We start from the raw sequence: 24,702 nt of genomic DNA, 5'->3' as shown, positions 1-24,702 counted from the left end.
CATTCGGGCGATCACACGTTGCGCCACCCGAACGGGTGGGTCAGCCGCAGCAGCCTCCGCCGCAACAACCGCCTCCACCTGCGGGAACAGGGGCGGGGCCGGAAGCGGACCCGGTCAGCGCGACGGTCGTCAGCAGCTTGACGGTGTCCTGGTGGCCCTCGGGGCACGGCGCGGGCGCTCCGGACTCGCTCATCGGCCGCAGCAGTTCGAAGGTTCCGGCGCATTCGCGGCAGCGGTAGGCGTAGGTCGGCATTTCGCCATTATCCCATCTCCAACCCCGCTCCGGGATGGCAAGCTGGCCGGGTGGAACTGCCTGTCGCGGCGCATGTGCCGCATCTCGGCCAAGTCGTCCCGTCCGTGCTTTCCGCCCTCGGCGCCGAGGAGTTCGCCAATTCGCTGAGCCTGGCGGAGGCGTCGAGCGCCTGTGTCCTGCTCATCGACGGTCTCGGCTGGGAGCTGCTGGCCGAGCACGCCGCCGACGCCCCCGTGCTCACCCAGCTGGCGAAGTCGCCGCTGCGGGTCGGTTTCCCGGCGACGACGGCGGCCGGTCTCGGCGCGATCGGCACGGGGCTGGCGTCGGGGGAGCACGGCCTGGTCGGGTACAGCTTCGAGGTGCCGGGCACCGGCGTCCTGAACGCGCTGCGCTGGAGCAGCCACGTGGACGGCGGCGATCTCCGCGGGGCCTTGCCGCCGCGCGAGGTGCAGCCGCTGCCGACGACGTTCGAGCGCGCGGCCGCCGCCGGGATCACGACCAGCGTGGTGTCTTCGGCGAAGTTCGCCGACACCGCGCTGACCCGGGCGACCCAGTCCGGCGCGCGCTATGTGGGTGTCCATGCGCTCGGCGACCTCGCCGCCTGTGTCCTGCACTGCCTCGAAGCGCGGCCCGCGTTCTGCTGGGGCTATCACAGCGAACTCGACATGATGGGCCATATCTACGGCCCGGGTTCGGCGCCGTGGCGGATGCAGCTGCGGCAGGTCGACCGCCTGGTCGAGTCCCTTGTGGACGGTCTGCCGCCGGGTGCGCTCCTCGCCGTCGTGGCCGATCACGGCATGGTGACCGTCGAGGGTGCGCTCGACATCGACGAGACACCCGCGCTGCTCGGCGGCGTCCGGGCCATCGGGGGCGAGGTCCGGGCGCGGCACGTCTACAGCGAAGCGGGCGCGGAGGCCGACGTCCTGGCGGCGTGGCGCGAGGTGATCGGAGACCGGGCGTGGATCCTCCCGCGCGACGAGGCCGTCGAGGCGGGCTGGTTCGGGCCGGTCTCCGATCGGGTCCGCCCGCGAATCGGCGACGTGGTCGCGGCGGCGAAGGGGCGTTTCGGGCTCGTGCGGGAGCTGGCGGAGGCCGTCGAGTCCTCCCTCGTCGGCCAGCACGGCTCGCTCACCCCGGCCGAGCAACTCGTCCCGTTGGTCCTCGCGCGCGGCTAGCCGCAGAACTCGGCGAACATCGCGCGCAACACGGCCGAGCGCGCGGTTTCGGAGGTCAGGTTCGTGGTGACGCCGACCGTGATCTGCCTGGCGCCGTCGGAAGTCCGCATGCTCCAGGTGTTGTAGCCGGGCACCGAACCGTTGAAGCCCCATGCCTCCGGCGCGGCGCATCCTTGCGGGAGCCGGAGCCGCATGACACCGAGGCCCGAATCCACTGCGGGAACGCCGCTGGGCACGGTCTTGCGCATCTCGGCGAGCTGCGCGGCGGGGAAGAGCCGTCCGGTGAACAGGGCGCCATAGAACCGGTTCAGATCGTCGGCGGTGGAGATCAGGTTCCCGGAACCCCAGAACCGCGACATCTCGTAGTCGGTGACGTCGGTCAGCGGCGCGTCGGGACCGTACAGCTGTTCATAGCCACGGGCGGCCGCGTGGTGGACGTAGGGATAGCGGTACGGGAGGGAGCTGTCCCGCATGCCCGCCTTGTCGAGAACCCGTCGCTGCAGCACGGAATTCAGCTCGTCACCGGTGAGCTTTTCGACGAGTTTCCCGAGCACGGCGTAATTGGTGTTGGAGTACACCATGCCCTGGCCGGGCGGGAAGGCCAGCGGCTTGCCCTCAGTCCCCTTCCGGATGGTCTCGTCCGGTGACTGGTGCTGCCAGCGGGTCGTGTCGATCTCCGGGAGGCTGTTCCACCGGTCGGTCGCCGGGATCCCGCTGGTGTGCTGCAGCAACTGGCGCACGGTGATCGGCTCGGTGTACGGCAGCAGCCCGGGAAGGCGGTCCTGGACGTGGTCGTCGAGGCCGACCTTGCCCTCACCGGCCAGTTGCAGGACGGCGGTGGCGACCACGCTCTTGGTGATGCTGCCCGCCCGGAAACGGCCGCGAGGGTCCGGCGCGCCGCCCGTCGTGACGTCGCCGACGCCGCTACGGCCGTACCAGCCGCCGTCCTGGTCGAGTACCGCGGCGTACGCGCCGGGGGCACCGGCGGCGACGGCGTCGTCCAGCGCCTTTTGCAGGCTTTCCCTGGTGGGGGTAGCGACGGCCTGACCGGTGGTGACTGTTCCGGAGAACAACACGGTGCCGGCGACGATCGCCGCCATACCGCGAAACAGACGATTCATTGCCCTGACGCTAGGACGCCCTTGGCGCCCGGACAGCCCCTAAGACCCGGGCTTTTCGTGAACGAACCCCTAGCCGATCAGATGGGCTTCCTGGCGGAGAACTTCACGGATCGCTTGGGTATGTGGTCGACCTTGATGTCGGTGAACCCGGCGTCGGTGAGCCGGGGCCAGAGCGAGACCGGGTCGAGCGCGTTCATCGTGTCGCCGAGGTGGAGGAGCCGGAACGGCACGTTCGCCAGACTGTCGATCGCACGCAGGACACCGCCGGGGCGGAGCACGCGGAACGCCTCGGCGAAGATCGAGTCCTGCAACGACGTCGTCGGCACGTGGTGCAGCATCGTGAAGCAGACGACCGCGGAGAACTCGCCGTCCTCGAAGGGCATCGCCGCTCCGTCGCCCTGCACGATCCGTACCCGGCCGTCGAACTCGCGCTTGAGGAGGTCCGCCGACGCCTCGTCGATCTCGACGGCGGTGAGCCGGGGGACGAGCCCGACGAGCGCGCGCGTGGTCGCCCCGAAGCCGGGTCCGATCTCCAGGACGGAGTCGCCGAGGTCGAAGCCGGCGACGTTGCCCGGCATCTCGGCGGCGACGGCCTTCGCCCACAGCGCGGAACTGCAGAGTTTGCGGTGCACCAGGTTCATCGGCATGAATCCGAAGCTAACGGTGACCGGTAGGCGATAGGCTGCCAATCGATGTCGAATATCGGACTTCTGCCGCCGATGTCCACGGCGATGGTGCTCGGTGAGATGGACCTGCCGGCGGGCACCTGGCTCCCATGGCACGAACACGACGGTCACCAGCTCGCCTGGGCGGCGCGGGGGATCCTGAGCGTGAACGTCGGCGAGCGGTACTGGGTGCTGCCGCCGACGCGGGCGCTCTGGATCCCGGCCGGGGTCGTCCACCGGACCGGTGCCACCGCGCAAACCGTGCTGCGGGGGATCTACGCCGCCCGGGACCGATGTCCAGTGCGCTGGCCCGAGCCGACGCTCGTCGCCGTCCGCCCGCTGCTGCGCGAACTGCTGGAGCATCTCGGCGCGGCCGACCTCGGCGACGACGCGCGCCGCCGGGCCGAGGCCGTCGCGTTCGACCTGCTCGAACCGGTGGACGTCGTGCCGATCACCGTGCCGATGCCGTCCGACGAGCGTGCGCTGGCCGTCGCGAGGGCGGTGATCGCCGATCCTTCGGACCGCCGCGCCCTCGCCGATTTCGGCCGGCACGCGGGCGCGAGCGAACGCACCCTCGCGCGACTGTTCCTCACCGAGTGCCGCACGACCTTCGGCGCGTGGCGGGTCCAGGCCCGCCTGCGCGCGTCCCTGCCGCTGCTGGCCGAGGGCATGCCGTTGACCGCGGTCTCCCGCCGGATCGGCTACTCCTCGCCGAGCGCTTTCGTCGCCGCGTTCCGCCGCGCGGTCGGTGTGACGCCGGGCGCCTACTTCGGCGGCTGATCTCGCGTGTTCCGCCTTCGATCACGCCTGATGCGGCTTCAATCACGCATGATCGGCCTTCCATCACGGGTGATCCGGCGGACGACACGGGTGATCCGGCGGACGTCATGCGTGATCAGACGGACGACACTCGTGATGGAAGGCGGATCTCGTGTGATTGAAGCCGTAACACTCGTGATTGAAGGCGTAACTCATGTGACGCCGCGCGCCTACGTCGGCGGCCGGCCGGGCCCGCCGTATACCGTTTCGGGCGTGCCACGACGTAACCGGCCCGACCGCGGTGGACGCCCCGACCTCGGCGCGTCGACCGGCTGGGCGCGCTCCGAATCCGCCTCCGACGGCGAGTGGCTGGTGCGCACCGTGCCGGGCGCGCAGACCACCAAGGACTACCGCTGTCCCGGTTGCGACCACGAGATCCGGCAGGGGACCCCGCATGTGGTCGCCTGGCCAGCCGACGACACCGGCGGGGTCGCCGACCGCCGCCATTGGCACAAGGCGTGCTGGAGCGCGCGATCCCGGCGCCGCCCCGGCCGCTGGTGAGCTTCAGCGCCGCAGGTGCAGCGAAGGTTCTCCCTCGTACTCCTCCTCCGTGTGGACCGTGAAACCGAGCCGCTCGGCGACCCGGATGGACGGTTTGTTGGACGCCATGATGTTGGCGATCACCGGGACGTCGGGGATCTCCCGCTCGGCCCACTCGACGACGGCGGCCGCCATCTCCGTCGCGTAACCCTTGCCCCAGGCGAACGGCCAGAAGCGATACGCGAGGTTCAGCACGCGCTCGCCGTTCCATTCGTGATACCGGACGCCGCCGAACCCGACGATCACCTCGGGTTCGGCCAAAGCGGACACCGTGAGATAGCCGAATCCGTGCTCGGCCCACTGCTTCATCCAGGCGTCGTACAGCTCCCGCGCACCCTCGACGGTGTGCGGCACGACGTTGAACTTGTTCGTCTCCGGATCGGCCTGCAGCGCGACGATGTTCTCGCGATCCGCCTCGCGCAGCCTCCGCAGCAGCAGCCTCTCCGTCTTGATCTCTGTCAGCACGGTTCTGACGGTAGCGCCGGGGTGCGACAGAATTATCGCCATGAAGGATCTCCCGCTGGTATTGCTGCACGCTTTCCCCGTCGACGCCCGCATGTGGGACGCGGTCCGCGCGCCGCTCTCGGAACGTCTGCGGCTGATCACCCCCGACCAGCGCGGTCTCGGCCGCAGCCCGCTGCCGGAAACCGACCGGGAGCCGGATCTGGACGACGCCGCCCGCGACGTGGTCGCGCTGCTCGACCGGCTGGAACTCGACAAAGTCGTCCTCGGCGGCTGCTCGATGGGCGGCTACCTGACGATGGCGGTGCTGCGTCTCGCGCCGGAACGCGTGGGCGGGCTCGTGTTCATCGACACCAAGGCGACCGCCGACACCCCCGAGGCCGCGCAGGCCCGGCACGACGTCGCGGCCAGGGTCGAAGCGGAAGGCGCCGGCTGGATGCCCGAGGCCGTCACGCCCGGTTTGCTGGCCGAGAAGGCGCGCCCGGAAGTGGCCGAACGGCTTCGCGAACTGATCACGACGCAGCCGCCGTCCGGGATCGCGTGGGCGGCGCGCGCGATGGCGGCCCGGCCCGATTCGCTCGAAACGCTGCGCTCGGCGGATGTTCCGGCGCTGGTCGTGGTCGGCGAAGAGGACGGCCTGACCCCGTTGGAAGCGGCGAACACCCTGGTGGAAACGCTGCCGGACGCGACATTGGTGGTGCTGCCGGAGGCGGGACATCTGACGCCGCTGGAGGATCCGGCCGGCGTCGTCGAAGCGATCTTGGGCTGGTATCCCGCGTAAGAAAAGGTTCCCCTCGCCCCTTTAAAGGTATAGCCGACCCGGGGGCTTGCGGCAAGCCCCCATTCCCGGTCCACAATTCGTGCCTTCACGTTTTTGCCGGAGGGGGATTCCCATGCGTGTACTCCTGTCCACTATCGGGACGAGGGGCGAGGTGCAGCCGCTGGTGGCGCTGGCGGTGCGATTGCGGGAACTCGGCCAGGAGGTCCGGCTTTGCGCGCCGCCGGATTTCCGTGCGTGGGCCGAAGGTCTCGGGATCCCCTTCGCGCCGTTGGGGCCGGAACTGCGGTCGACGGCGAAACCGGATTCCGCGATGACCAAGGCGATGGCCACGCCGGAAGGGCGGCGCGCGATGGCCGAGGCCATGGTGGTGAACCAATTCGAGACGATGCCGGACGTGGCCGAGGGGTGCGACGCCGTCGTCGCGGGAATGGCCTTGAACATCGCCGCCCATTCGGTGGCCGAGCGAAAAGGGATTCCTTATTTCTTCACCGCTTACTGCCCGATAACGCTGCCTTCGCTGCATCATCGTCCGCCCGTTTTCCCGGGATGGGCGCCGAAGAATCCCGACGCGGACATCCCGGCCTTGTGGGCCGACGACGCGGAACGGTGGAACGCGCAATGGGGCGACGTGCTCGACGCGCAGCGGAAACTGCTGGGCCTGCCACCGGTCGACGACGTGCGCGGGCACATCTTCACCGAGCGCCCGTGGCTGGCCGCCGATCCGGTGCTGGCGCCGTGGCGGGGCCCGTCGGCGCTGGACGTCCACCAGACCGGTGCCTGGCTCCTGCCGGACCACAGCCCGCTGTCGCCGGAACTGGAGGCGTTCCTCGACGACGGGGAACCGCCGGTCTACTTCGGATTCGGGAGCATTCGAGCCCCGGAGGAGATCGCGAAGGCGATGATCGAGGCGGCGAGGGCGAATGGGCGGCGGGCGATCGTGTTCCGAGGCTGGACCGAGCTGTCGCTGATCGACGACGAACCCGACTGCATCGCGATCGGGGACGTCAACCAGCAGGCGCTGTTCCCGCGGGTCGCGGCCGTCGTGCATCACGGCGGCGCCGGCACGACCACGGCGGCGACCCGGGCCGGGGTGCCGCAAGTGCTGGTGCCGCAGATGTTCGACCAGCCCTACTTCGCGCAGCGTGTCCGGGATCTCGGGGTGGGGACGTCGATCACGGGGGAGCCCTCCGCCGAAGCGCTGACGCTCGCCCTGGGCGAGGTGCTTCGCCCCGAAGTCGCCTCGCGGGCCGGGCAGGTCGGCGGTGAGGTGCGGACGGACGGCGTCGATGTGGCGGCCGAGCTCCTGCTCTCCGGCATTTAGTCCTCTGGATGCGGGCTGGGGTGGGTCGTGAGTGGCGATTCGGGTTCTAACCCGAATCGCCACTCACGAGACCCCTTGGACGACACGGCCGCATTCAGAGGACTAAACGCGGGAGGAGAAGTAGCGCTCCAGGGCGGCTTCGGCCTCAGGGAGCCGCTCCGGGAACCGCTGCGCGATCACGAACCGCCACGGCACCTCGAACAACCGCCGCAACGCGATGAACGGCTCCAGCGACGAAGGCGCCACGTCCGCCGGGTACGCGTCCAAGGTCGCGCGCCCGGCCTCCGCGTAGAGCACGCCGAGGTCCCAGCCGAGCGGCCCGCGCCAGGTGTCCTCGAAGTCGAGCCAGCACGGCCCGGCCGTGGTCGCGACGACGTTCCCCCGGTGGGCGTCGCCGTGCAGCGGCCGCGGCTCGAAGTCCGGGAGCGCCGCCGCGACCCGTTCGAGTTCGTCGTACAGCCGGGGTGCCGCCTCGCCCAGGAGGGCGCCGTGCCGGTCGAGCACCGTCCGGAGTTCGCGGACCGGCCCGAGTTCGGGCAGTTCACCGGGGTAGTCCGCGAGCGCGTCGTGCACCCGGGCGAGGGAAAGCGCCACCTCGCGCGGCGACAGCGTGTGCCCCGGCTCGTGCGGCGTGTAATGCCAGAGAGTGACCGGGAGCCCGTTGGCGAAATGTGGTCCTGCCGGGGGATCCGTGGTCGGTGAGACGACGAGCACACCACGTTCCGTGAGGTACCTCGACAGCTCGACGTCGCGCGCGAGCCAGTGCTCGGGCGAGGACCGGGCGAGCCGTGTCGTGCCGGGCACCCGTGCCACCACCGGACCCAGTCTCACCAGCACGTTCGACTTGAAATGCAGGACGTCGGGACGGCCGGTCGGCAGCCCGTACCGGGCACCGATGGCGACCGCCGCGGCCACGCCCGCGCGCGTGTGTCCGTCGGTCACGGCCCGATCTTGCCAGCCGGTGCGCGCGACTGTCGGTAGTGAGGGCTACGATCCCCACTAGCCGCCGGATTGGGTCCCGAACCCGCCCGGCGACCGCAAATTGACCACCACAAGGTTTGAGTGTTGGAGGCAGGAGTGACGGCCGTAGCCCCCAAGCCGATCGCCACGCGCCCGTATCCCGCGCGCGAGTCGGTTAAGGGTTCGTACCTGCTGCGGTTGTTCCGCACGACGGACCACAAGCAAATCGGCATCATGTACCTGGTCACGTCGTTCGCCTTCTTCATGGTGGGCGGCGCGATGGCGATGCTGATCCGCTCCGAGCTGGCGCGTCCCGGGCAGCAGTTCCTTTCGCAGGAGCAGTACAACCAGCTGTTCACCATGCACGGCACGATCATGCTGCTGCTGTACGCGACGCCGATCCTCTTCGGCTTCGCGAACTTCATCCTGCCGCTGCAGATCGGTTCGCCCGACGTCGCGTTCCCCCGGCTGAACGCGTTCTCGTACTGGCTGTACCTGTTCGGCGGCCTGATCGTGATGTCCGGCTTCCTGACCCCGGGTGGCGCCGCCGACTTCGGCTGGTTCGCCTACACCCCGCTGTCGGACGCCATCCACTCGCCCGGCGTCGGCGCCGACCTGTGGATCTCCGGTCTGGTCGTGTCCGGTCTCGGCACCATCCTCGGTGGCGTCAACATGATCACCACGGTGGTCTGCCTGCGCGCCCCCGGTATGACGATGTACCGGATGCCGATCTTCACCTGGAACATCCTGGTCACCAGCATCCTGATCCTGCTGGCGTTCCCGATCCTGACCGCGGCCCTGATGGGCCTGCTGGCGGACCGGCATCTCGGGGCGCACGTGTTCGACCCGGCCAACGGCGGCGTGATCCTCTGGCAACATCTGTTCTGGTTCTTCGGCCATCCAGAGGTCTACATCGTCGCGCTACCGTTCTTCGGGATCGTGTCGGAGATCTTCCCGGTCTTCAGCCGCAAGCCGATCTTCGGCTACAAGGGCCTGGTCTGGGCGACGCTGGCGATCGCCGCGCTGTCGGTGGCCGTGTGGGCGCACCACATGTACGCGACCGGCGCCGTGCTGCTGCCGTTCTTCTCCTTCATGACCTTCCTGATCGCGGTCCCGACCGGCGTGAAGTTCTTCAACTGGATCGGCACGATGTGGAAGGGCCAGCTGTCCTTCGAGACGCCGATGATCTTCTCGATGGGCTTCATCGTCACGTTCCTCTTCGGCGGTCTGACCGGCATCATGCTGGCCGCGCCGGCGATCGACTTCCACGTGTCCGACAGTTACTTCGTCGTCGCGCACTTCCACTACGTGCTCTACGGCACGATCGTGTTCGCCACGTTCGCCGGGATCTACTTCTGGTTCCCGAAGATCACCGGCCGCATGATGGACGAGAAGCTCGGCAAGTGGCACTTCTGGACCACGTTCATCGGCTTCCACGCCACGTTCCTGGTGCAGCACTGGCTCGGCGCCGAAGGCATGCCGCGCCGGTACGCGGACTACCTGCAGTCCGACGGGTTCACGACGCTGAACACGATCTCCACGATCGGCGCGTACATCCTCGGTGCCTCGACGCTGCCGTTCATCTGGAACGTCTTCAAGAGCTACCGGTACGGCGAGATCGTCACGGTGGACGACCCGTGGGGCTACGGCAACTCGCTCGAATGGGCGACGTCCTGCCCGCCGCCGCGGCACAACTTCACCGAGCTGCCGCGGATCCGGTCCGAGCGTCCGGCGTTCGAGCTGCACTACCCGCACATGATGGAGCGCATCCACAAGGAGGGTGAGATCGGCTTCTTCGGGAAGCAGAAGGTCAACACCCACCGGGCGCCGTCCCAGGTGCTCACCGAGGCGGCCATGCCGGGTGACCACTCCGAGGACAACTCCAGCGAGAAGTGACCCGATAAGCGGAAATGGCGCGTGCCTTGCCTCACACAGGGGCAAGGCACGCGCCTTTTTCGTGGCGTGCTGAGGGAGACTGACCCCGTGACGCAGACACCAGTTCTCATCACCACCACCGGACCCGACAAGCCGGGTGTGTCCTCGGTGCTGTTCGCCGTGCTGTCGCGCCACGACGTGGACGTCCTGGACGTCGAGCAGGTCGTGATCCGTGGCCAGCTGGTGCTCGGCGTGCTCGCCGGGGTCTACCGCGACCCCGAGGGCCTGCAGGAGTACGTCGAGCAGGCGATGGCGTCGGTCGGGATGCAGGTCGAGGTGAAGATCGGCTCGGCCATCGGCGCCGACCCGTTCGCCATCGGCCAGAAGGACTCGACGCATGTCCTGCTGATGCTCGGCCGCCCGGTGACCGCGCGCGCCTTCTCCGACGTCGCGCGCCGGCTCGCCGCGCTGGACGTCAACATCGACTCGATCCGCAGCGTCGCCGACTACCCGGTGACCGGGCTGGAGCTGTACGCCTCGCTCGCCCAGGACACTCCGGAGGCCGACGCCGCGCTGCGCACCGCGCTCGCGGACGCCGCCGTCGAGGCCGGGATCGACATCTCGGTCGAGCGGGCCGGGCTCGCCCGCCGCGCCAAGCGCCTGGTCGTCTTCGACGTCGATTCCACACTCATCCAGGGCGAGGTCATCGAGATGCTCGGCGCGCACGCCGGGGTCGAACCGCAGGTCCGCGAGATCACCGAGGCCGCGATGCGCGGCGAGCTGAACTTCGGCGAGTCGCTGGAGCGCCGCGTCGCGCTGCTCGAAGGGCTGCCGGAGACGGTGCTGGACGAGGTCGCCGCGTCCATCGAGCTCACGCCGGGCGCGCGCACGACCATCCGCACGCTGAAGCGGATGGGCTTCCGCTGCGGGGTCGTCTCCGGCGGGTTCACCAAGATCATCAAGTCCCTCGTGGACGACCTCGGTCTCGACTTCGCCGCCGCGAACGAACTCGAAGTCGTCGACGGCAAGCTCACCGGCCGGGTGGCCGGGGACATCGTCGACCGGGCGGGCAAGGCGACGGCGCTGCGCCGCTTCGCCGAGGAGTACGAGATCTCGCTGGAGCAGTGCGTCGCGGTCGGTGACGGGGCGAACGACATCGACATGCTGTCGGTCGCCGGGATGGGTGTCGCCTTCAACGCCAAGCCCGCGCTGCGCGAGGTCGCCGACACCGCGCTTTCGCACCCGTACCTCGACGCCGTGCTGTTCCTGCTCGGGGTCACCAGGGCCGAGATCGAGGCGGCCGACGCGGCCGACGGTCTCGAGCTTTCCCGGCCATGAGCGTGCTGGAGCCGCTGGCCGCGCGCTACGCCCATTGGCTCGGCCTTCCTGCGGAAAGCACGGTGGACACCTCGGACGAGGATCCCGCCGAGGTCCGCGCCATGCCGGTGATCCTGCGGATGGAACGGGCCGAACCGCCGTCGCGGACCGCGTTGCTGGAAGCCGCCGCGGCGGCCGCGGTCGCGGTCTGTCTCGACGAACGCGCCCAGCCCGAAGGCGAATGGCACGAGCCGCTCAAGGCGTGGGTCGACGGCCGGATTCGCAAGGTCGCCCGGCGGGCGCGCGGCGCGCATTGGCAGGCGGTCCAAGAGCTGCCGGGTATCACGATCGAGGTCGACGGCGCCGAGGCGCGGGCGTTGCTGCCCGGCCGGGTCGTGGAGGCCCCGAAAGAGGTCTCGCGGTTGCAGATCTCCGGGAGCGAACTCCCCGCCGACGAGCCGGGGCCCGCGCCCGGCGGTCTCCCGCGGTTGCTGCTGAACCCCGAGGTCTCGATGACCGTCGGCAAGGGCGCCGCCCAGGTCGGGCACGCGACGATGATCCTGGCCTCACTGCTCGACGAAGCCGAACTGGCCGCCTGGGCGGCGACGGGTTTCCGGTGCTCGGTGCGGACGCCGCCGGTCGCGACCTGGAAGGCGCTTTGCCCGGTCGAGGATCCCGAAGGTTCGTGGCGCCGTGACGGTGTCGTCGCGGTCCGGGACGCCGGGTTCACCGAAGTCGATCCCGGGACCGTCACGGTCATAGCCCAAAGGGCTTAGCTCCTATACTCCCCGCATGGGTGATCGGTTGATCGCCGGGCGCTACCGCTTGGAGGAGCGGATCGGTGCCGGGGGTATGGGTGTGGTCTGGCGTGCCACCGATCTGGACCTCGGGCGGGTCGTCGCTCTCAAGCGTTCGCAGGCCGGGGACAGCGGTCAGATCCGGCGCGAGGCGCGGATCGGCGCGGGTCTGCATCATCCGAACGTGGTCACCGTCTTCGACGCCGTGATCGATGGTGACGATCGCTGGCTCGTGATGGAGTACCTGCCCTCGCGCAGCCTCGCCGACGTCATCGACTCCGACGGGCCGCTGCCGCCCGGCAAGGTGGCCAAGATCGGCGTCCAGCTCGCCGCGGCGCTCGCGGCGATGCATGAGAAGGGCATGGTCCACCGCGACCTCAAACCGGGCAACGTCCTGGTGGCCGACGACGGCACCGCCAAACTCACCGACCTGGGCATCGCGCAATGGGCGGAGGTCACCCGCACCGGCGGCGGCCTCGACGTCGGCACCCCTGGCTACGTCGCGCCCGAGATGGCCGAAGGACGGCAGGCGGGCGCCGCGGCGGACGTCTTCTCGCTCGGCGCGACCCTGTTCGCCGCAGTCGAAGGCACGTCGGTATGGGGAGACGCGAGCGTAGGACCGTTCGTGCAGCTCCGGCGGGCGACGGCGTACACCTTGGAGCCGCTCCGGCGGGCGGGGCCGCTGGCGCCCGCGCTGACCGAACTGCTGCGGCGCAAACCCGGCGGGCGGCCGGACGCCGTCCGCGCCGCCGAACTGCTGTCCGACGTCGCGGACGTCAGCGTTCCCGTACGGGCGCGAAGGTTCCGGGTGAACAGGCGTGCCGTCGTGATCGCTGCCGTCGCGGCGGTGCTGATGCTGACCGGTGGCCTGCTGTACGCCACGAGGGATTCCGCGTCGATCGCGGCGGGTCCCACCCCCATGAACTCGGTCGGCGATCCGCGCACCGCCGACCCCTGCGCGCTGGTGGATCCGTCCGCGCTGAACCACCTCGGGACTCCGCGGCTCGACACCGCCCGCGGCAACTTCAACGCCTGCGGTGTCCTGGTGAGACTGACCCCGGACGAACAGGACGTCGTCGACGTCCGGCTCGAACTGACCATCCCCGGGTCGCCGATGCTGGAGAAGCCCCCGCCCGGGCAGCTGCGCGTGCGTGAGTGGCCGAGCGACACCGAAGAGAAGTGCCAGCGGGCCATCGAGCTGCCGGACGGCAACCAGATCTGGGTGCACTCCCGGCATGTCCAGAATTGGCACGCACACCTGTGCGACTACGCCGACGCGGTCGCCTCGCACGCCGCCGGGGTGCTGAACCGCGGACCGCTCGGACGTCGTCCGGCCCCGTTCCCCGCGGGTTCGCTCGGGACCCTCGACGCCTGCGCGCTGGGCGGGAACCTGCCGCAGGCGATCATCGGCGGCCCGGCGACGCCGGATCCGGTCTTCGGCAACTGGGAGTGCTACTGGAACCATCGTGAGACCGCGGTGACGATCCGGTTCGAACGGGAACGGGCGCCGTTCGAGGACGACGGCAGACGCGTCGCTCTCGGATCGCGGGAAGCCTTCGTCGAGGTGTCTGCCGAATGGAAGGCTTGTCAGGCGGAGATCCCGCACCGGGGCTTCACCGGCGACGGTCGTGCCATGATCGAGACGGTGGAGATCTACGTCGCGAGCAAGGTCAAGCCGCCGCAGGAGATGTGCCCGGCCGCGGAACGGCTCGCCGGCGAGATCGCCCCCAGGCTGCCGCCACTCTGAAAGGGAAGACCGTGTCTTTGGAAGTCCAGCGCGACGGTGCGCATCGCTTCATCGGCCGCAACGAACGCGGTGCCGAGGTCGTGATCGGCCGCAAGGGCGCCGAGGGCGCCTTCTCACCCGCCGAACTGCTCCAGATCGCGGCTGCGGGCTGCTCGGCCGTCACCGCCGAGAACCTCATCACGCGCCGGATCGGTGAGGACTCGAAGTTCCGGGTCGGTGTGACCGCGGATCGGCGCGAAGACGCTTCGGAGCTCGACGCGGTCCATGTGGCTTTCGACGTCGATGTGTCGTCTCTGTCCGCTGAGGATCGGGAGGCGCTCGCGGGGGCGGTGGATCGCGCCATCGAGCGGCTGTGCACGGTGAGCCGGACGCTGAAGAAGGGCATCCCGGTCACGGAAAGCTTCCCCGTCGAGTAGCCGCCTCCGGATGCTATGAAAGGTCCTTTCCTGGCAAATTTTGCAAGGAAAGGACCTTTCATAGCACTCGGCTCAGTGTTTGGCGGCGTGGCCTTCGGCGCTCCAGACCACGTACGCCTCGTCGGCGTCGGTGGTCATGGCCTCGATGAACTTCTCGTTGTCGAAGCCGGGCAGCGTCTGCAGCCGCTCGATCAGCGCGTCGGCGGCCGGGTCGCCGCTGGGGATCGCGGTGCCCTTCCCGTCGGCGCCGGCGAGCATGAAGAAGACGTCTTCCTTCCACGGGCCTTCAGGGATCACTCTGACCACCACCGCGGACAGCTCGGACCACGTGACGGCTTCTTCGCTGCCGTCCGCGAGCTGGCGCCGCACTCCGGTGTCATCGACGCTGACGGTCCGGGATTGTGCGTTGGGCGACTCCTGGGACAACCGGTTCTCCCTGTCTTCGGCGTTCCGTTAACGGTACTCGGCCGTGTTCCAGGCCACTCAGGCCGGGGCGGCCGCGTCGAGGCGGCGCAGCGCGTCGCGGGCGACTTTCGGGTCCATGGTCGGCCAGAACGGCGGCAGCGAGGCACGCAGGAATCCGCCATAGCGGGCGGTGGCCAGCCGCGAATCCAGGATCGCCACGACCCCGCGATCGGTGACCGAACGGTGCAGCCGTCCGGTGCCCTGCGCGAGCAGCAGCGCGGCATGCGTGGCCGCGACGGTGAGGAACCCGTTGCCGCCCCTGGCCTCCACGGCCCGCTGCCGGGCCGACGAGACCGGATCGTCCGGGCGGGGGAAGGGAATCCTGTCGACCACGACGAGCTGGAGCGACGGCCCGGGCACGTCGACGCCCTGCCACAGCGACAGCGTGCCGAACAGGCAGGTGCGCGCGTCCTCGGAGAACTTCTGCACCAGCAGGCCGGTGGCGTCGTCGCCCTGGCAGAGGATCGGCAGATCGAGCCGCTCCCGCATCTCTTCCGTCGCCTGCTTCGCCGCGCGCATCGAGGAGAACAGGCCGAGCGTGCGCCCGCCCGCGGCCTCGATGAGCTCGGCCAGCTCGTCCATGGTCGAGGGCTGCAACCCGTCCCTTCCCGGCGGTGGCAGGTGTTTAGCCAGGTAGAGGATGCCGTTGCGTTTGTGGTCGAACGGGGAGCCGACGTCGAGGCCGGTCCACTTCGGGCCGTCGGCGTCGTCACTGTCCGCGGGGGCGGCCTTGTCCGTCGCCGCGCCCGGCGCCTTCTCGACCCTGGCCCCGCCGGGCGGGAGACCCCATTGCCGGGCCATGGTGTCGAACGTGCCGCCCAAGGTCAGCGTCGCCGAGGTGAGGATGGTGGTGTGCTGGTTGAAGACGCGCTCCCGCAGCAGGCCGGCGACACCCAGCGGAGCGACCTTCAGCGCGGGCGGACGCGGGTTCGTGGAGAAGCGGTCCCCGGTCAGCCAGACGACGTCACGCTGATGCGCCTTGTCGTCGTCGAAGGCCTCGAGCAGCCGGACCGCGGTGTCGTGGACCTCTTCGAGCAGCGACCGCGCGAGTTTGCGGGCCGTGGCCTCGTCGACGTCCTCCTTGCGGTCCTTGCCGAGCGAGGTGAGGCAGCGGTGCGCGGCGTCGCGGACCGCGGGGATGGCGCCCGTGAGGGCCTGCGGCAGCGAGTCCATGCGGCCCGAGGGCAGGTCGTCGAGGATCAGGGCCAGCCCGTCGCTCGCCTCCAGCAGCTGATCGGCGACCTCGTCGTCGACCAGTTTCCCGCAGCGCCGGGCGGCGGCGGAGACCATGCCGCTGGTCAGCTCGCCGGTCGCCACGGAGGTCACGCGGTCCACCAGGTCGTGCGCCTCGTCGATGATCACCAGATCGTGCTCGGGGAGCACCTGATAGCCCTGCAGCGCGTCGATCGCCAGCAGCGCGTGGTTGGTGATCACGACGTCGGCCTTGCCGGCCTCGGCGCGGGACCGCTCGGCGAAGCAGTCCGTGCCGATGGGACAGCGAGACGCGCCCAGGCATTCCTTGGCGGTGACGGACACCTGGCGCCACGCCTGGTCCGAGACGCCGGGGACCAGCTCGTCGCGATCGCCGGTTTCGGTGTCGGACGACCATTCCCGCAGCCGGGTGACCTCCTTGCCGAGCCGGGAGACGGCGAACGGGTCGAACAGCTGCTGGTCTTCCGGCTCGTCCGGGGCGCCGGAATCGAGCCGGTGGAGGCAGAGGTAGTTACGGCGGCCCTTGAGGATCGCGAAGGTGGGCTCGCGGCCGAGGGGCTTCTTGAGCGCCTTCGCCAGCCGGGGGAGATCCCGGTCGACGAGCTGGCGCTGCAGCGCGATGGTGGCCGTGGAGACCACGACCGTGGCCTCCTTCTCGACCGCGTGCCGGATCGCGGGGACGAGGTAGGCCAACGATTTCCCGGTGCCCGTGCCCGCCTGGACGGCCAGATGCTCGCCGGTGCGGATGGCGCGGCCGACGGCGTCCGCCATCTTGACCTGGCCCTCGCGCTCGGCACCGCCCACGGACTCGACCGCGTGGGTCAGGAGTTCGAGGACACCGGGGAAATCAGCACGGGAGGGCACGGGACAAGACGATAGCCGGGGGCACCGTCAAGATCGTCCGCCCCGTGTCATGAAAGGGTCGTTCAGGACGTTTTCCGTCTTGAACGACCCTTTCATGACATTTAGCCGCGCGGTGAAAGGGCCGGTCACGACTCCTTGCGGAAACGGGAAACGAGCGCCCAGGTGCCCGGAAGCAGCGCCGCGGCGACGGCGATCTTCAGCGCGTCCCCGATCAGGAACGGCACGACGCCCTTCTCGAGCGCGGTCGACAGGCCGAAGCCGGTCGACGCCATCAGCCACGGCACACCGACCGAGTAGATGGCGAGGTTGCCCAGCACCATCGTCCCCGCCGTGCGCAGCGGCGTGCGGTCACCGCCGCGGCCGGCGAGCGCGCCCACCAGGGCGCCCGCGAGCACGAAGCCGACGATGTAGCCGGCGCTGGCGCCGAACAGGCCCGAAGAACCGTTCTGGAACCAGCCGAACCCGGCTGCGCCGACAGCGAGGTACAGCGCCATCGACAGCGCGCCGCGCTTCCAGCCGAGCGCGGCGCCGACCAGCAGGGCGGCGAACGTCTGGCCGGTCATCGGCACCGGCGAGCCGGGCACCGGGATCAGGATCTGCGCGGCCGCACCGGTCAGGGCGGCACCACCGGCGACCAGGACCGCGTCACGAACCAGGGCGCCGGGAACGAGGTCGGCGAGAACCGGGCGGGTGCCGGTCACGGACAGCGAAGACACTCAGACCTCCTATGAGTACACGAATGTGAACCGAGGTTAACGTCAGATGGCGGGACGCGGACCGAATGTCGGGCACCTCACGATCCACTCGACCGGGTGGCACGACCCTGCACGGGGCAGGCGGTTGGTGGAGGCTTCCGGACATGAGGAAACCCGTTTCGAGGCTGTTGTCGGTGACGATGCTGACCGGGGCGCTGGTGACGGGGGGACCGGCGATCGCGTCGGCCGAGCCCGCGCCCGCGACGGCGGCCGCGTCGGTCGGTTCGCTCGACGTCGAGATCGACGGCGAACACGTGGTCACCGGCGAGCTGGCGCCGTGCGACGTCGACGGTCCCTTGAACGCGAAGACCCAGGGCGGGTCGACCGGCGACTTCGCCCGGTTCGGCGGCGGTGAGTCGCGCTGCGGCCGCAACGGCGCGGTGGCGATCGGCGAGGCGGCCGGACGGCGCTTCGAGACCACCCTGCTCAAGCGGTTCGGCGGCCCGGTGATCAAGGTCCGCACGTTCATGGCCAAATGCAGCACCACCCAGGACGGCAGCCTCGGCTACATCGAGTTCGGCGACGTCAGCGGGTTCACACTGCCGGAGAACATCCCGCAGAACTACCGGCTGACCATCACCGGCGGCAAGGGCGGGACGGCGCTGGCGTCGCTCACGGTCAACGAGACCGTCACGCCGACGCCGCCCGACGGCAGCCTCGTGACGCACATGCTGCACATCAAGCTGTTCCCCCAAGGCGGCGGACCGGCGAAGGGCGACATCTACCTCGGGACCGCGCGCTGCGACCCGTACGGCAAGAAGAAGCCCTGACCCTCCCGCGTTTCGTCCTCTGAATGCGGTCCTTGCACACGCAAGTACCGCATTCAGAGGACGAAATGCGTCAGGTGCGCGAGACGTACTTCGCGGCCGCGGCGACGAACTCGCCCGCCCGGGTCGCGAGGTCGGTCAGCGAGCCACTGGAGGTGAGCGCGTCGCCGACCAGCGGCGTGGCGGCCGCGACGGCGATCGAGCCCGATTCGAGGTACTTCGCGACGTCGGCCAGGTGGACGCCGCCCGTGGGGACGAGCGGGATGTCTGGCATCGGCGCCCGGATCGCCCGCAGGTAGGCGATGCCGCCGACGGCCGCGATCGGGAACACCTTCACGGCCGCCGCGCCGAGACGCCATGCCTGGTCGATCTCGGTCGGGGTCAGCGCGCCGCAGATCACCGGCAGCCCGCGTTCGTGCGCGCGCTCCATGACCAGCGGGTTCACCGTCGGCGTGACCAGGAACGTCGCACCGGCGTCCGCCGCTTTGTCCACATCGGACATCTCGCGCACGCTCCCGGCCCCGACGTACGCGTCGTCGCCGAGCTTCTTCCGGATGGTCGAGATGGCGTCCGTGGCGCCCGGCGTGGTCAACGCCGCTTCGAGCACCCGCACGCCCGCCGCGTGCAGCACCGTCGCGGCGTCGGCGAACCGGCTCGCGTCCGCGGCCCGCAGGATCGCGACGAGCCGGTTTTCGATCAAGGTGTCCTGGAGGTCGTGCTGGATCATGCGGCGGGGACCGGCGCCTTCCCGGTGTAGGTCACGCCCGCCTCGTCGAAGTCCTTGAGCGCGGCGTCGACCGTCGGCTGCGAACCGCCGACCGTGAGGTCGAGCAGCACCCGCACGGTGAAGCCCGCCTTCGCCGCGTCGAGCGCCGTCGCGCGGACGCAGAAGTCGGTCGCGATGCCGACGACGTCGACCTCGGTGACGTCGTGCTCCTTCAGCCAGGCGTCGAGCGTCTTGCCGTCGCGCGCGTTGCCCTCGAAGCCGGAGTACGCGGCGGTGTACTCGCCCTTGGAGAAGACCTCGCTGATCGGGACCACGTCGAGTGCGGGGTGGAACGACGCGCCGGAAGTGCCCGCGACACAGTGCCGCGGCCAGCTGTCCTTGAAGTCCGGCGTCTCGCTGAAGTGGTCGCCCGGGTCGATGTGGTAGTCGCGAGTGGCGACGACGTGCGCGTAGCCACCCTCCGCGGCCTGCTTGGAGATCGCTTCGGCGGCGGCGGCGCCACCGGGCAGGCCGAGCGACCCGCCTTCGCAGAAGTCGTTCTGCACATCGACCACGATCAAGGCGGTCCCCATGTGTTGCTCCTGAGTCTCTTTAGACGAATACGGTCGGGATGGCGGGCTCCCCGTGCGAGAGCTTGAGGCCTTCCCACGGAAGGCTCACCAGCGCCCGCCGAAGCCGCTGGCGCGCGTCGTCCAGCGTGGGCAAATCATCCACCGTCCGGCCGTCCCGGACCAGCGGAATCTGCAATTCGTGGTCGTTCGGTCCCCGTTCCGGGACCGGCGAGGCGGCCGTCCAGATCACCTCTTCGACGGCGGTGCCGGTCTCGCGGTGCCGCCGCAGCGCGGATTTCCGTCCGCCGCGGGATTCCTTGTGCGCGCTGCGCTTGGCGACCGGTTTGCCGTCGACCTCCACGAGCTTGTAGACCATCCCCGCGGTCGGCGCACCGGAACCGGTGACGACCGACGTTCCGACGCCGTACGCGTCGACGGGTTCCGCCCGCAGCGCCGCGATCGCGTGCTCGTCGAGGTCGCCCGACACCACGATGCGGGTGTCCTTGGCGCCGAGGGCGTCCAGCTGCTCGCGGGCCTTGCGCGCCAGCGGGCCGACGTCGCCGGAGTCGATGCGGATCGCGCCGAGTTCGGTGCCCGCCACCCGGACGGCCGTTTCGATGCCCTTGGTGATGTCGTAGGTGTCCACCAGGAGGGTGGTGTCGGCGCCCATCTTGTCCACCTGCGCGCGGAACGCCTGCTCTTCGCTGTCGTGCAGCAACATGAACGCGTGCGCGACCGTGCCCCGCGTCGGGATGCCGTAGCGGCGCCCGGCTTCGAGGTTGGACGTCGTGGCGAACCCGGCGAGGTACGCGGCCCGCGCGGCGGCGACGGCGGCGTACTCGTGCGTGCGGCGGCCGCCCATCTCGATGATCGGCCTGCCGTGCGCGGCACCCGACATCCGCGCCGCCGCGGACGCGATCGCGCTGTCGTGGTTGAGGATCGAGAGGATCAGCGTCTCCAGCACGACGGCCTCGCCGAAGGAACCGGTGACGGTCATGATCGGGGAGCCGGGGAAGTACAGCTCGCCCTCGGGGTAGCCGTCGACGTTCCCCGAGAAGGAGTAGTCCGCGAGCCACGAAAGGGTGGCGTCGTCGACCACGGCCGTCGCTTCCAGCTGGCTCAGCTCGGCGTCGGTGAACCGGAAGTCCGCGATCGCGTCGAGGACCCGGCCGGTGCCCGCGACGACGCCGTAGCGGCGGCCGTCGGGCAGACGACGTGCGAAGACCTCGAAGACGCAAGGCCGGTCCGCCGTCCCGTCGGACAGGGCGCTGGCCAGCATGGTCAGCTCGTAGTGGTCGGTGAGCAGCGCGGTGCTGGCGCCAGTGGCCGCCTCGGGGAAACCCATGGCACCAGCCTATTCACCCACATGGCCGGACCTGCCAGCCCGTACCGGATCGGGCCCGTGACACCATGGAGTGCATGTCCACGCCTGTCGCATCCGAGCAGACGCAGGTTGATCCACAGGGAGTAGAAGTCGTCTCTGAGGACAAACCCTGGCGGACGGTCGTCTGGAACGATCCGGTGAACCTCATGTCGTACGTGACGTACGTGTTCCAGAAGCTGTTCGGTTACAGCCGGGACCACGCGACGAAGCTGATGCTCGACGTGCACCAGAAGGGCAAGGCGATCGTGTCCTCCGGTTCCAAGGAGAAGGTGGAGACCGACGTCGCGAAACTGCACGCGGCCGGCCTCTGGGCGACCATGGAGCAGCCTTCATGAACGGATGGCGCCGCAAGGGCGAGACCATCGTCGCCGGCTTCGAGCAGCAGGAGGCCGCGGTGCTGCGCGGTCTGGTCAGCCAGTTGGAGGACATGCTCACCGCGCGCGCCGAGGAGGCGCCGCAGGACGAGCTCGCGGAGCTGACCGGTATCCGCACCGGCCCGACCGAATCGCCGGACGACCCGGTGCTTTCGCGGCTGCTGCCGGACTTCCACAAGCTCGACCCGGACAACCCGACCCGCGAGGACATCGACTCGGCCGCCGCGATGCGGTCGATCCACGAGCCCGAGCTGCTGGACAAGAAGGTCGGCGTCGCGAAGATCGTGCTGGACACCCTGCCGCGTGACGGCGGGAACGTGCGGCTGACCTTCGAGCAGGCCGACGCGTGGCTGGGCGCGCTCAACGACGTCCGGCTGGCGCTGGGCACCGCGCTCGACGTCACCGAGGACATGCCCGACGAACTGCCCGAGGACGATCCGCGCGCGCCGCATCTCGGCGTCTACCACTGGCTGACCTGGGTTCAGGAGACCCTCATCCAGTCGCTGACCTCGTGATCACCGACGTTCCCGGCGTGCTGGTCGGGCACCACGAGCGGGTCGGCGACGGCTGGGCGACCGGGACGACGGTCGTACTGGTGCCCGGCGGCGCCGTCGGGGCCGTCGACCAGCGCGGCGGCGCGCCCGGCACGCGCGAGACCAACCTGCTGGAGCCGGAGAACCTGGTCCAGCACGTCAACGCGATCTGCCTGTCCGGCGGCAGCGCGTACGGACTGGCCGCCGCGGACGGCGTCATGCGCTGGCTCGCCGAGCGCAACCAGGGCATCCCGGTGGGGACCCAGCCGTACGAGGTGGTGCCGATCGTGCCCGCCGCGGTGTTGTTCGACCTGCCGCGAAGTGACTGGGGAAACCGCCCGGACGCCTCCTTCGGCTACGCGGCTTGCCAAGCGGCCAAGGACGGCCCGGTGCCGTCGGGGACCGTCGGCGCGGGCGCCGGGGCGAAGGCGGGATCACTCAAAGGCGGGATCGGCACGGCCTCGGAGAAGGTCGGGGAGTTCACCGTCGGCGTGGTCGCCGCCGTGAACGCCGCCGGAGAGGCCGTCGATCTCTCGACCGGCCGCGCGTACGCGGCGGACCACGAGGTCGACGGCGAGTTCGGCGTCCGCTGGCCCGACCGGCCCGGCGACGTCGAGACGAAGGCCGCGGGGCTCAACACCACCATCGGCGTGGTCGCGGTCGACGCGGCGCTGTCCAAGGCGGAGGCGCGACGGCTCGCGGTGGCCGCTCAGGACGGCCTCGCCAGGGCGGTGCGGCCCGCGCACACGATGTTCGACGGCGACACGGTGTTCGCGCTGGCGACCGGCGACCGGGAGCTTCCCGGTGGAGCCGGTCCCGTCGCGGCTGCGCGGCGCGCGCTGGTGCTGGACAAGCTGTGCTCGGCGGCGGCGCGGGTGTTCGGGCGGGCGATGGTGCACGGTGTGCTCTCCGCCACCGCGGCGGGGGACATGCGGGCGTACCGGGATGTCTGGCCCGAAGCCTTCTCCTGACCGGTGGAGGTGCCGAGTGGCGGCAATCTCAGAGTATGGACCGGCTCTGTCCAGCACCTAAGATGGGCGACGTGCTCCGGATCCGCCGTGAACTCGTCGACGAGATCGTCGCCCACGCCCGTCGTGACCATCCCGATGAGGCGTGCGGGGTGATCGCCGGTCCCGAGGGATCGGACAGCCCCGAGCGGTACATCCCGATGCTGAACGCGGCGCGTTCGCCCACGTTCTACGAATTCGACTCGGGTGATCTGCTCAAGCTCTACCGCGAGATGGACGCCAACGACGAGGTGCCGGTGGTCATCTACCACTCGCACACCGCGACCGACGCCTATCCGTCCCGCACCGATGTCTCGTACGCCTCGGAACCCGACGCGCACTACGTGCTCGTTTCCACCAAGGACCCCGATTCGCATCAGTTCCGGTCGTACCGGATCGTGGACGGGGAGATCACCGAGGAGCCCGTCGAGATCATCGGCTGAACCCGCCACGTCCGGGAATAACCCGGACCGGCCCGAACGTCTGCGTTGCAGAGAACCCACCGGAGGTAGAAAACCATGGCCGTGACCGTGTCCATCCCGACCATCCTGCGTACGCACACCGGCGGCGAGAAGTCCGTCGAGGCGACCGGCAAGACCGTGCTCGAGGTGATCGACGACATCGAGTCCCGCCACGGCGGCCTCAAGGCCCGCCTGGTCAAGGAAGAGAAGCTGCACCGCTTCGTCAACGTCTACGTCAACGACGAGGACGTCCGCTTCGCCGGTGGTCTCGAGGCCGAGGTCAAGGACGGCGACACCCTGACCATCCTGCCCGCCGTGGCCGGTGGCTGATCGATGGCTCGCTTCGAGTCGCTGCTCGACGCGCTCGGCGGCACGCCGCTGGTCGGCCTTCCCCGGCTTTCGCCCACCCACGACGTGCGGTTGTGGGCGAAGCTGGAGGATCGCAACCCGACCGGTTCGATCAAGGATCGCCCCGCGCTGGCGATGATCGAGGCCGCCGAGCGTGACGGCACGCTCCGGCGCGGCTCCACGATCCTGGAGCCGACGTCGGGCAACACCGGGATCGCGCTCGCCATGGCCGCGAAGCTCAAGGGCTACGGCCTGGTGTGCGTGATGCCGGAGAACACCTCCACCGAGCGCAAGCAGCTGCTGCAGGCGTACGGCGCGCGGATCGTCTTCTCCCCGGCCGCCGGCGGGTCCAACGAGGCCGTGCGCCGGGCGAAGGAACTCGCCGAGGCCAACCCGGACTGGGTGATGCTCTACCAGTACGGCAACCCGGCCAACGCCGACGCGCACTACCGCGGCACCGGGCCCGAACTGCTCAAGGACCTGCCGACGCTGACGCATTTCGTCGGCGGCCTCGGCACCACCGGCACGCTGGTCGGCGTCGGACGCTATCTGCACGAGGCGAAGCCGGACGTGCAGATCATCGCGGCCGAACCGCGCTACGGCGAGCTGGTGTACGGCCTGCGGAACCTCGACGAGGGCTTCGTCCCGGAGCTTTACGACGCGAGCGTGCTCAACGGCCGGTACTCCGTCGGCGCGTACGACGCGCTTCGCCGGACGCGTGAGCTGCTGGAGCACGAAGGCATCTTCGCGGGAATCTCGACCGGCGCCGTGCTGCACGCCGCGCTGGCCGTCGCCGAGAAGGCCGCCGCCGCGGGGAAGCCCGCCGACGTGGCCTTCGTGGTCGCCGACGCGGGGTGGAAGTACCTCTCGACGGGCGCGTACTCCGGCTCGCTCGACGAAGCGGCTCAGAGGCTCGACGGGCAGCTCTGGGCCTGACCCCCTCTGCACGCGCTATGAAAGGTCCTTTCCTTGCAAATTTTGCAAGGAAAGGACCTTTCATAGCGT

At 69.9% G+C, this 24,702-nt stretch carries 28 protein-coding genes; 17 read left to right on the top strand and 11 right to left on the bottom strand.

Annotation, left to right across the window (positions count from 1 at the left end; genetic code table 11):
- Positions 1 to 40: 40 nt before the first annotated feature.
- Positions 41 to 253 carry an FmdB family zinc ribbon protein gene (locus tag AORI_RS73625; RefSeq protein WP_016336811.1) on the bottom strand — a complete coding sequence of 71 codons (213 nt, stop codon included), beginning with the start codon at positions 251 to 253 and terminating at the stop codon, positions 41 to 43.
- A gap of 50 nt (positions 254 to 303) precedes the next feature.
- Here AORI_RS73625 and AORI_RS73620 point away from each other — a divergent pair, with 50 nt between their 5' ends.
- Positions 304 to 1,428 carry an alkaline phosphatase family protein gene (locus tag AORI_RS73620; protein ID WP_016336810.1) on the top strand — a complete coding sequence of 375 codons (1,125 nt, stop codon included), beginning with the start codon at positions 304 to 306 and terminating at the stop codon, positions 1,426 to 1,428.
- Here AORI_RS73620 and AORI_RS73615 read toward each other — a convergent pair.
- On the bottom strand, positions 1,425 to 2,549 hold the full coding sequence (locus AORI_RS73615; RefSeq protein ID WP_043848350.1) for a serine hydrolase domain-containing protein: 1,125 nt from the start codon (positions 2,547 to 2,549) through the stop codon (positions 1,425 to 1,427). The genes AORI_RS73620 and AORI_RS73615 overlap by 4 nt on opposite strands.
- 77 nt (positions 2,550 to 2,626) lie before the next feature.
- Positions 2,627 to 3,190 carry a class I SAM-dependent methyltransferase gene (locus AORI_RS73610; RefSeq protein ID WP_123799133.1) on the bottom strand — a complete coding sequence of 188 codons (564 nt, stop codon included), beginning with the start codon at positions 3,188 to 3,190 and terminating at the stop codon, positions 2,627 to 2,629.
- A 51-nt stretch (positions 3,191 to 3,241) separates the two neighbouring features.
- On the opposite strand from AORI_RS73610, the gene AORI_RS73605 reads away from it, so the two are divergent.
- Complete coding sequence (locus tag AORI_RS73605; RefSeq protein WP_123798627.1) at positions 3,242 to 3,994, top strand: AraC family transcriptional regulator; 753 nt, start codon at positions 3,242 to 3,244, stop codon at positions 3,992 to 3,994.
- Positions 3,995 to 4,246: 252 nt separating this feature from the next.
- The gene (locus tag AORI_RS73600) at positions 4,247 to 4,534 is read left to right on the top strand and encodes a hypothetical protein (protein WP_043849137.1); all 288 of its coding nucleotides are present in this window, start codon (positions 4,247 to 4,249) and stop codon (positions 4,532 to 4,534) included.
- 3 nt (positions 4,535 to 4,537) lie between these two features.
- Here AORI_RS73600 and AORI_RS73595 read toward each other — a convergent pair whose 3' ends face one another.
- Positions 4,538 to 5,080, bottom strand: a complete 543-nt coding sequence (locus AORI_RS73595; RefSeq protein WP_043848349.1) for a GNAT family N-acetyltransferase — start codon at positions 5,078 to 5,080, stop codon at positions 4,538 to 4,540.
- Between AORI_RS73595 and AORI_RS73590 the strand changes: the two genes are divergently transcribed.
- On the top strand, positions 5,079 to 5,816 hold the full coding sequence (locus AORI_RS73590) for an alpha/beta fold hydrolase (protein ID WP_016336804.1): 738 nt from the start codon (positions 5,079 to 5,081) through the stop codon (positions 5,814 to 5,816). The genes AORI_RS73595 and AORI_RS73590 overlap by 2 nt on opposite strands.
- A 112-nt stretch (positions 5,817 to 5,928) precedes the next feature.
- A complete protein-coding gene (locus AORI_RS73585) occupies positions 5,929 to 7,137 on the top strand; it encodes a glycosyltransferase (RefSeq protein ID WP_046199856.1) in 1,209 nt (402 codons plus the stop codon).
- Between the two features lie 102 nt (positions 7,138 to 7,239).
- Here the strand turns inward: AORI_RS73585 and AORI_RS73580 are convergent, their stop codons facing one another.
- On the bottom strand, positions 7,240 to 8,079 hold the full coding sequence (locus AORI_RS73580) for a phosphotransferase (protein ID WP_016336802.1): 840 nt from the start codon (positions 8,077 to 8,079) through the stop codon (positions 7,240 to 7,242).
- A 135-nt stretch (positions 8,080 to 8,214) separates the two neighbouring features.
- Between AORI_RS73580 and ctaD the strand changes: the two genes are divergently transcribed.
- The 5 genes from ctaD to AORI_RS73555 all read left to right on the top strand — a co-directional run bounded on the left by ctaD (position 8,215) and on the right by AORI_RS73555 (position 14,249).
- Positions 8,215 to 9,993, top strand: coding sequence for an aa3-type cytochrome oxidase subunit I (ctaD, locus tag AORI_RS73575; RefSeq protein WP_016336801.1), 1,779 nt, complete (start codon positions 8,215 to 8,217; stop codon positions 9,991 to 9,993).
- An 87-nt stretch (positions 9,994 to 10,080) separates the two neighbouring features.
- Complete coding sequence (gene serB, locus AORI_RS73570) at positions 10,081 to 11,310, top strand: phosphoserine phosphatase SerB (RefSeq protein WP_016336800.1); 1,230 nt, start codon at positions 10,081 to 10,083, stop codon at positions 11,308 to 11,310.
- Positions 11,307 to 12,065 (top strand): peptidyl-tRNA hydrolase, encoded by a 759-nt coding sequence (locus AORI_RS73565; RefSeq protein ID WP_016336799.1) that lies wholly within the window; start codon positions 11,307 to 11,309, stop codon positions 12,063 to 12,065. The genes serB and AORI_RS73565 overlap by 4 nt, the downstream gene beginning before the upstream one ends.
- Before the next feature lie 16 nt (positions 12,066 to 12,081).
- On the top strand, positions 12,082 to 13,833 hold the full coding sequence (locus tag AORI_RS73560) for a serine/threonine-protein kinase (protein WP_016336798.1): 1,752 nt from the start codon (positions 12,082 to 12,084) through the stop codon (positions 13,831 to 13,833).
- Between the two features lie 11 nt (positions 13,834 to 13,844).
- Entirely contained in the window at positions 13,845 to 14,249 is a 405-nt protein-coding gene (locus AORI_RS73555; protein WP_016336797.1) for an OsmC family protein, read from the top strand.
- A 72-nt stretch (positions 14,250 to 14,321) separates the two neighbouring features.
- Here the strand turns inward: AORI_RS73555 and AORI_RS73550 are convergent, their stop codons facing one another.
- From AORI_RS73550 to AORI_RS73540, 3 genes are all read right to left on the bottom strand, one after another.
- Positions 14,322 to 14,675: a hypothetical protein gene (locus tag AORI_RS73550; protein ID WP_016336796.1), complete on the bottom strand. Its 354-nt coding sequence runs from the start codon at positions 14,673 to 14,675 to the stop codon at positions 14,322 to 14,324.
- Positions 14,676 to 14,732: 57 nt separating this feature from the next.
- A complete protein-coding gene (locus tag AORI_RS73545) occupies positions 14,733 to 16,790 on the bottom strand; it encodes an ATP-dependent DNA helicase (RefSeq protein WP_016336795.1) in 2,058 nt (685 codons plus the stop codon).
- A gap of 125 nt (positions 16,791 to 16,915) precedes the next feature.
- Positions 16,916 to 17,506, bottom strand: a complete 591-nt coding sequence (locus tag AORI_RS73540; RefSeq protein ID WP_016336794.1) for a biotin transporter BioY — start codon at positions 17,504 to 17,506, stop codon at positions 16,916 to 16,918.
- A gap of 143 nt (positions 17,507 to 17,649) precedes the next feature.
- On the opposite strand from AORI_RS73540, the gene AORI_RS73535 reads away from it, so the two are divergent.
- Positions 17,650 to 18,315: a hypothetical protein gene (locus AORI_RS73535; RefSeq protein ID WP_016336793.1), complete on the top strand. Its 666-nt coding sequence runs from the start codon at positions 17,650 to 17,652 to the stop codon at positions 18,313 to 18,315.
- A 70-nt stretch (positions 18,316 to 18,385) separates the two neighbouring features.
- On the opposite strand, the gene AORI_RS73530 is transcribed toward AORI_RS73535, so the two are convergent.
- From AORI_RS73530 to AORI_RS73520, 3 genes are read right to left on the bottom strand one after another with little or no spacing between them, the layout of a single operon-like run.
- Positions 18,386 to 19,039 carry a bifunctional 4-hydroxy-2-oxoglutarate aldolase/2-dehydro-3-deoxy-phosphogluconate aldolase gene (locus AORI_RS73530; protein WP_016336792.1) on the bottom strand — a complete coding sequence of 218 codons (654 nt, stop codon included), beginning with the start codon at positions 19,037 to 19,039 and terminating at the stop codon, positions 18,386 to 18,388.
- The gene (locus AORI_RS73525) at positions 19,036 to 19,611 is read right to left on the bottom strand and encodes an isochorismatase family protein (RefSeq protein WP_016336791.1); all 576 of its coding nucleotides are present in this window, start codon (positions 19,609 to 19,611) and stop codon (positions 19,036 to 19,038) included. The genes AORI_RS73530 and AORI_RS73525 overlap by 4 nt, the downstream gene beginning before the upstream one ends.
- A gap of 19 nt (positions 19,612 to 19,630) precedes the next feature.
- The gene (locus AORI_RS73520) at positions 19,631 to 20,935 is read right to left on the bottom strand and encodes a nicotinate phosphoribosyltransferase (protein ID WP_016336790.1); all 1,305 of its coding nucleotides are present in this window, start codon (positions 20,933 to 20,935) and stop codon (positions 19,631 to 19,633) included.
- Positions 20,936 to 21,009: 74 nt separating this feature from the next.
- On the opposite strand from AORI_RS73520, the gene clpS reads away from it, so the two are divergent.
- The 6 genes from clpS (at position 21,010) to AORI_RS73490 (ending at position 24,633) form a co-directional block, all read left to right on the top strand.
- On the top strand, positions 21,010 to 21,309 hold the full coding sequence (gene clpS / locus AORI_RS73515; RefSeq protein WP_005165655.1) for an ATP-dependent Clp protease adapter ClpS: 300 nt from the start codon (positions 21,010 to 21,012) through the stop codon (positions 21,307 to 21,309).
- Entirely contained in the window at positions 21,306 to 21,863 is a 558-nt protein-coding gene (locus tag AORI_RS73510; RefSeq protein WP_007028265.1) for a DUF2017 domain-containing protein, read from the top strand. The genes clpS and AORI_RS73510 overlap by 4 nt, the downstream gene beginning before the upstream one ends.
- Positions 21,860 to 22,852, top strand: a complete 993-nt coding sequence (locus tag AORI_RS73505) for a P1 family peptidase (protein WP_016336789.1) — start codon at positions 21,860 to 21,862, stop codon at positions 22,850 to 22,852. The genes AORI_RS73510 and AORI_RS73505 overlap by 4 nt, the downstream gene beginning before the upstream one ends.
- A 62-nt stretch (positions 22,853 to 22,914) precedes the next feature.
- A complete protein-coding gene (locus AORI_RS73500) occupies positions 22,915 to 23,331 on the top strand; it encodes a M67 family metallopeptidase (protein WP_016336788.1) in 417 nt (138 codons plus the stop codon).
- 75 nt (positions 23,332 to 23,406) lie between these two features.
- Positions 23,407 to 23,679 carry a MoaD/ThiS family protein gene (locus tag AORI_RS73495; RefSeq protein ID WP_007028262.1) on the top strand — a complete coding sequence of 91 codons (273 nt, stop codon included), beginning with the start codon at positions 23,407 to 23,409 and terminating at the stop codon, positions 23,677 to 23,679.
- A gap of 3 nt (positions 23,680 to 23,682) precedes the next feature.
- Positions 23,683 to 24,633 carry a PLP-dependent cysteine synthase family protein gene (locus AORI_RS73490; RefSeq protein WP_016336787.1) on the top strand — a complete coding sequence of 317 codons (951 nt, stop codon included), beginning with the start codon at positions 23,683 to 23,685 and terminating at the stop codon, positions 24,631 to 24,633.
- The last annotated feature ends 69 nt before the right edge of the window (positions 24,634 to 24,702 follow it).

The organism is Amycolatopsis keratiniphila (genome assembly GCF_000400635.2).
GTDB lineage: Bacteria > Actinomycetota > Actinomycetes > Mycobacteriales > Pseudonocardiaceae > Amycolatopsis > Amycolatopsis keratiniphila.
This window is presented reverse-complemented; position numbering and strand designations above follow the sequence as displayed.

Excerpts from the sequence above, each read along its gene's own strand:
- AORI_RS73560 (WP_016336798.1), top strand. The coding sequence starts at position 12,082 with ATGGGTGATCGGTTGATCGCCGGGCGCTACCGCTTGGAGGAGCGGATC.
- AORI_RS73585 (WP_046199856.1), top strand. The coding sequence starts at position 5,929 with ATGCGTGTACTCCTGTCCACTATCGGGACGAGGGGCGAGGTGCAGCCG.
- AORI_RS73525 (WP_016336791.1), bottom strand. The coding sequence starts at position 19,611 with ATGGGGACCGCCTTGATCGTGGTCGATGTGCAGAACGACTTCTGCGAA.
- AORI_RS73615 (WP_043848350.1), bottom strand. The coding sequence starts at position 2,549 with ATGAATCGTCTGTTTCGCGGTATGGCGGCGATCGTCGCCGGCACCGTG.
- AORI_RS73625 (WP_016336811.1), bottom strand. The coding sequence starts at position 253 with ATGCCGACCTACGCCTACCGCTGCCGCGAATGCGCCGGAACCTTCGAA.
- AORI_RS73530 (WP_016336792.1), bottom strand. The coding sequence starts at position 19,039 with ATGATCCAGCACGACCTCCAGGACACCTTGATCGAAAACCGGCTCGTC.
- AORI_RS73535 (WP_016336793.1), top strand. The coding sequence starts at position 17,650 with ATGAGGAAACCCGTTTCGAGGCTGTTGTCGGTGACGATGCTGACCGGG.
- AORI_RS73595 (WP_043848349.1), bottom strand. The coding sequence starts at position 5,080 with ATGGCGATAATTCTGTCGCACCCCGGCGCTACCGTCAGAACCGTGCTG.
- AORI_RS73495 (WP_007028262.1), top strand. The coding sequence starts at position 23,407 with ATGGCCGTGACCGTGTCCATCCCGACCATCCTGCGTACGCACACCGGC.
- AORI_RS73565 (WP_016336799.1), top strand. The coding sequence starts at position 11,307 with ATGAGCGTGCTGGAGCCGCTGGCCGCGCGCTACGCCCATTGGCTCGGC.
- AORI_RS73490 (WP_016336787.1), top strand. The coding sequence starts at position 23,683 with ATGGCTCGCTTCGAGTCGCTGCTCGACGCGCTCGGCGGCACGCCGCTG.
- AORI_RS73500 (WP_016336788.1), top strand. The coding sequence starts at position 22,915 with ATGGGCGACGTGCTCCGGATCCGCCGTGAACTCGTCGACGAGATCGTC.
- AORI_RS73520 (WP_016336790.1), bottom strand. The coding sequence starts at position 20,935 with ATGGGTTTCCCCGAGGCGGCCACTGGCGCCAGCACCGCGCTGCTCACC.
- AORI_RS73610 (WP_123799133.1), bottom strand. The coding sequence starts at position 3,190 with ATGAACCTGGTGCACCGCAAACTCTGCAGTTCCGCGCTGTGGGCGAAG.
- clpS (WP_005165655.1), top strand. The coding sequence starts at position 21,010 with ATGTCCACGCCTGTCGCATCCGAGCAGACGCAGGTTGATCCACAGGGA.
- AORI_RS73590 (WP_016336804.1), top strand. The coding sequence starts at position 5,079 with ATGAAGGATCTCCCGCTGGTATTGCTGCACGCTTTCCCCGTCGACGCC.
- AORI_RS73605 (WP_123798627.1), top strand. The coding sequence starts at position 3,242 with ATGTCGAATATCGGACTTCTGCCGCCGATGTCCACGGCGATGGTGCTC.
- AORI_RS73510 (WP_007028265.1), top strand. The coding sequence starts at position 21,306 with ATGAACGGATGGCGCCGCAAGGGCGAGACCATCGTCGCCGGCTTCGAG.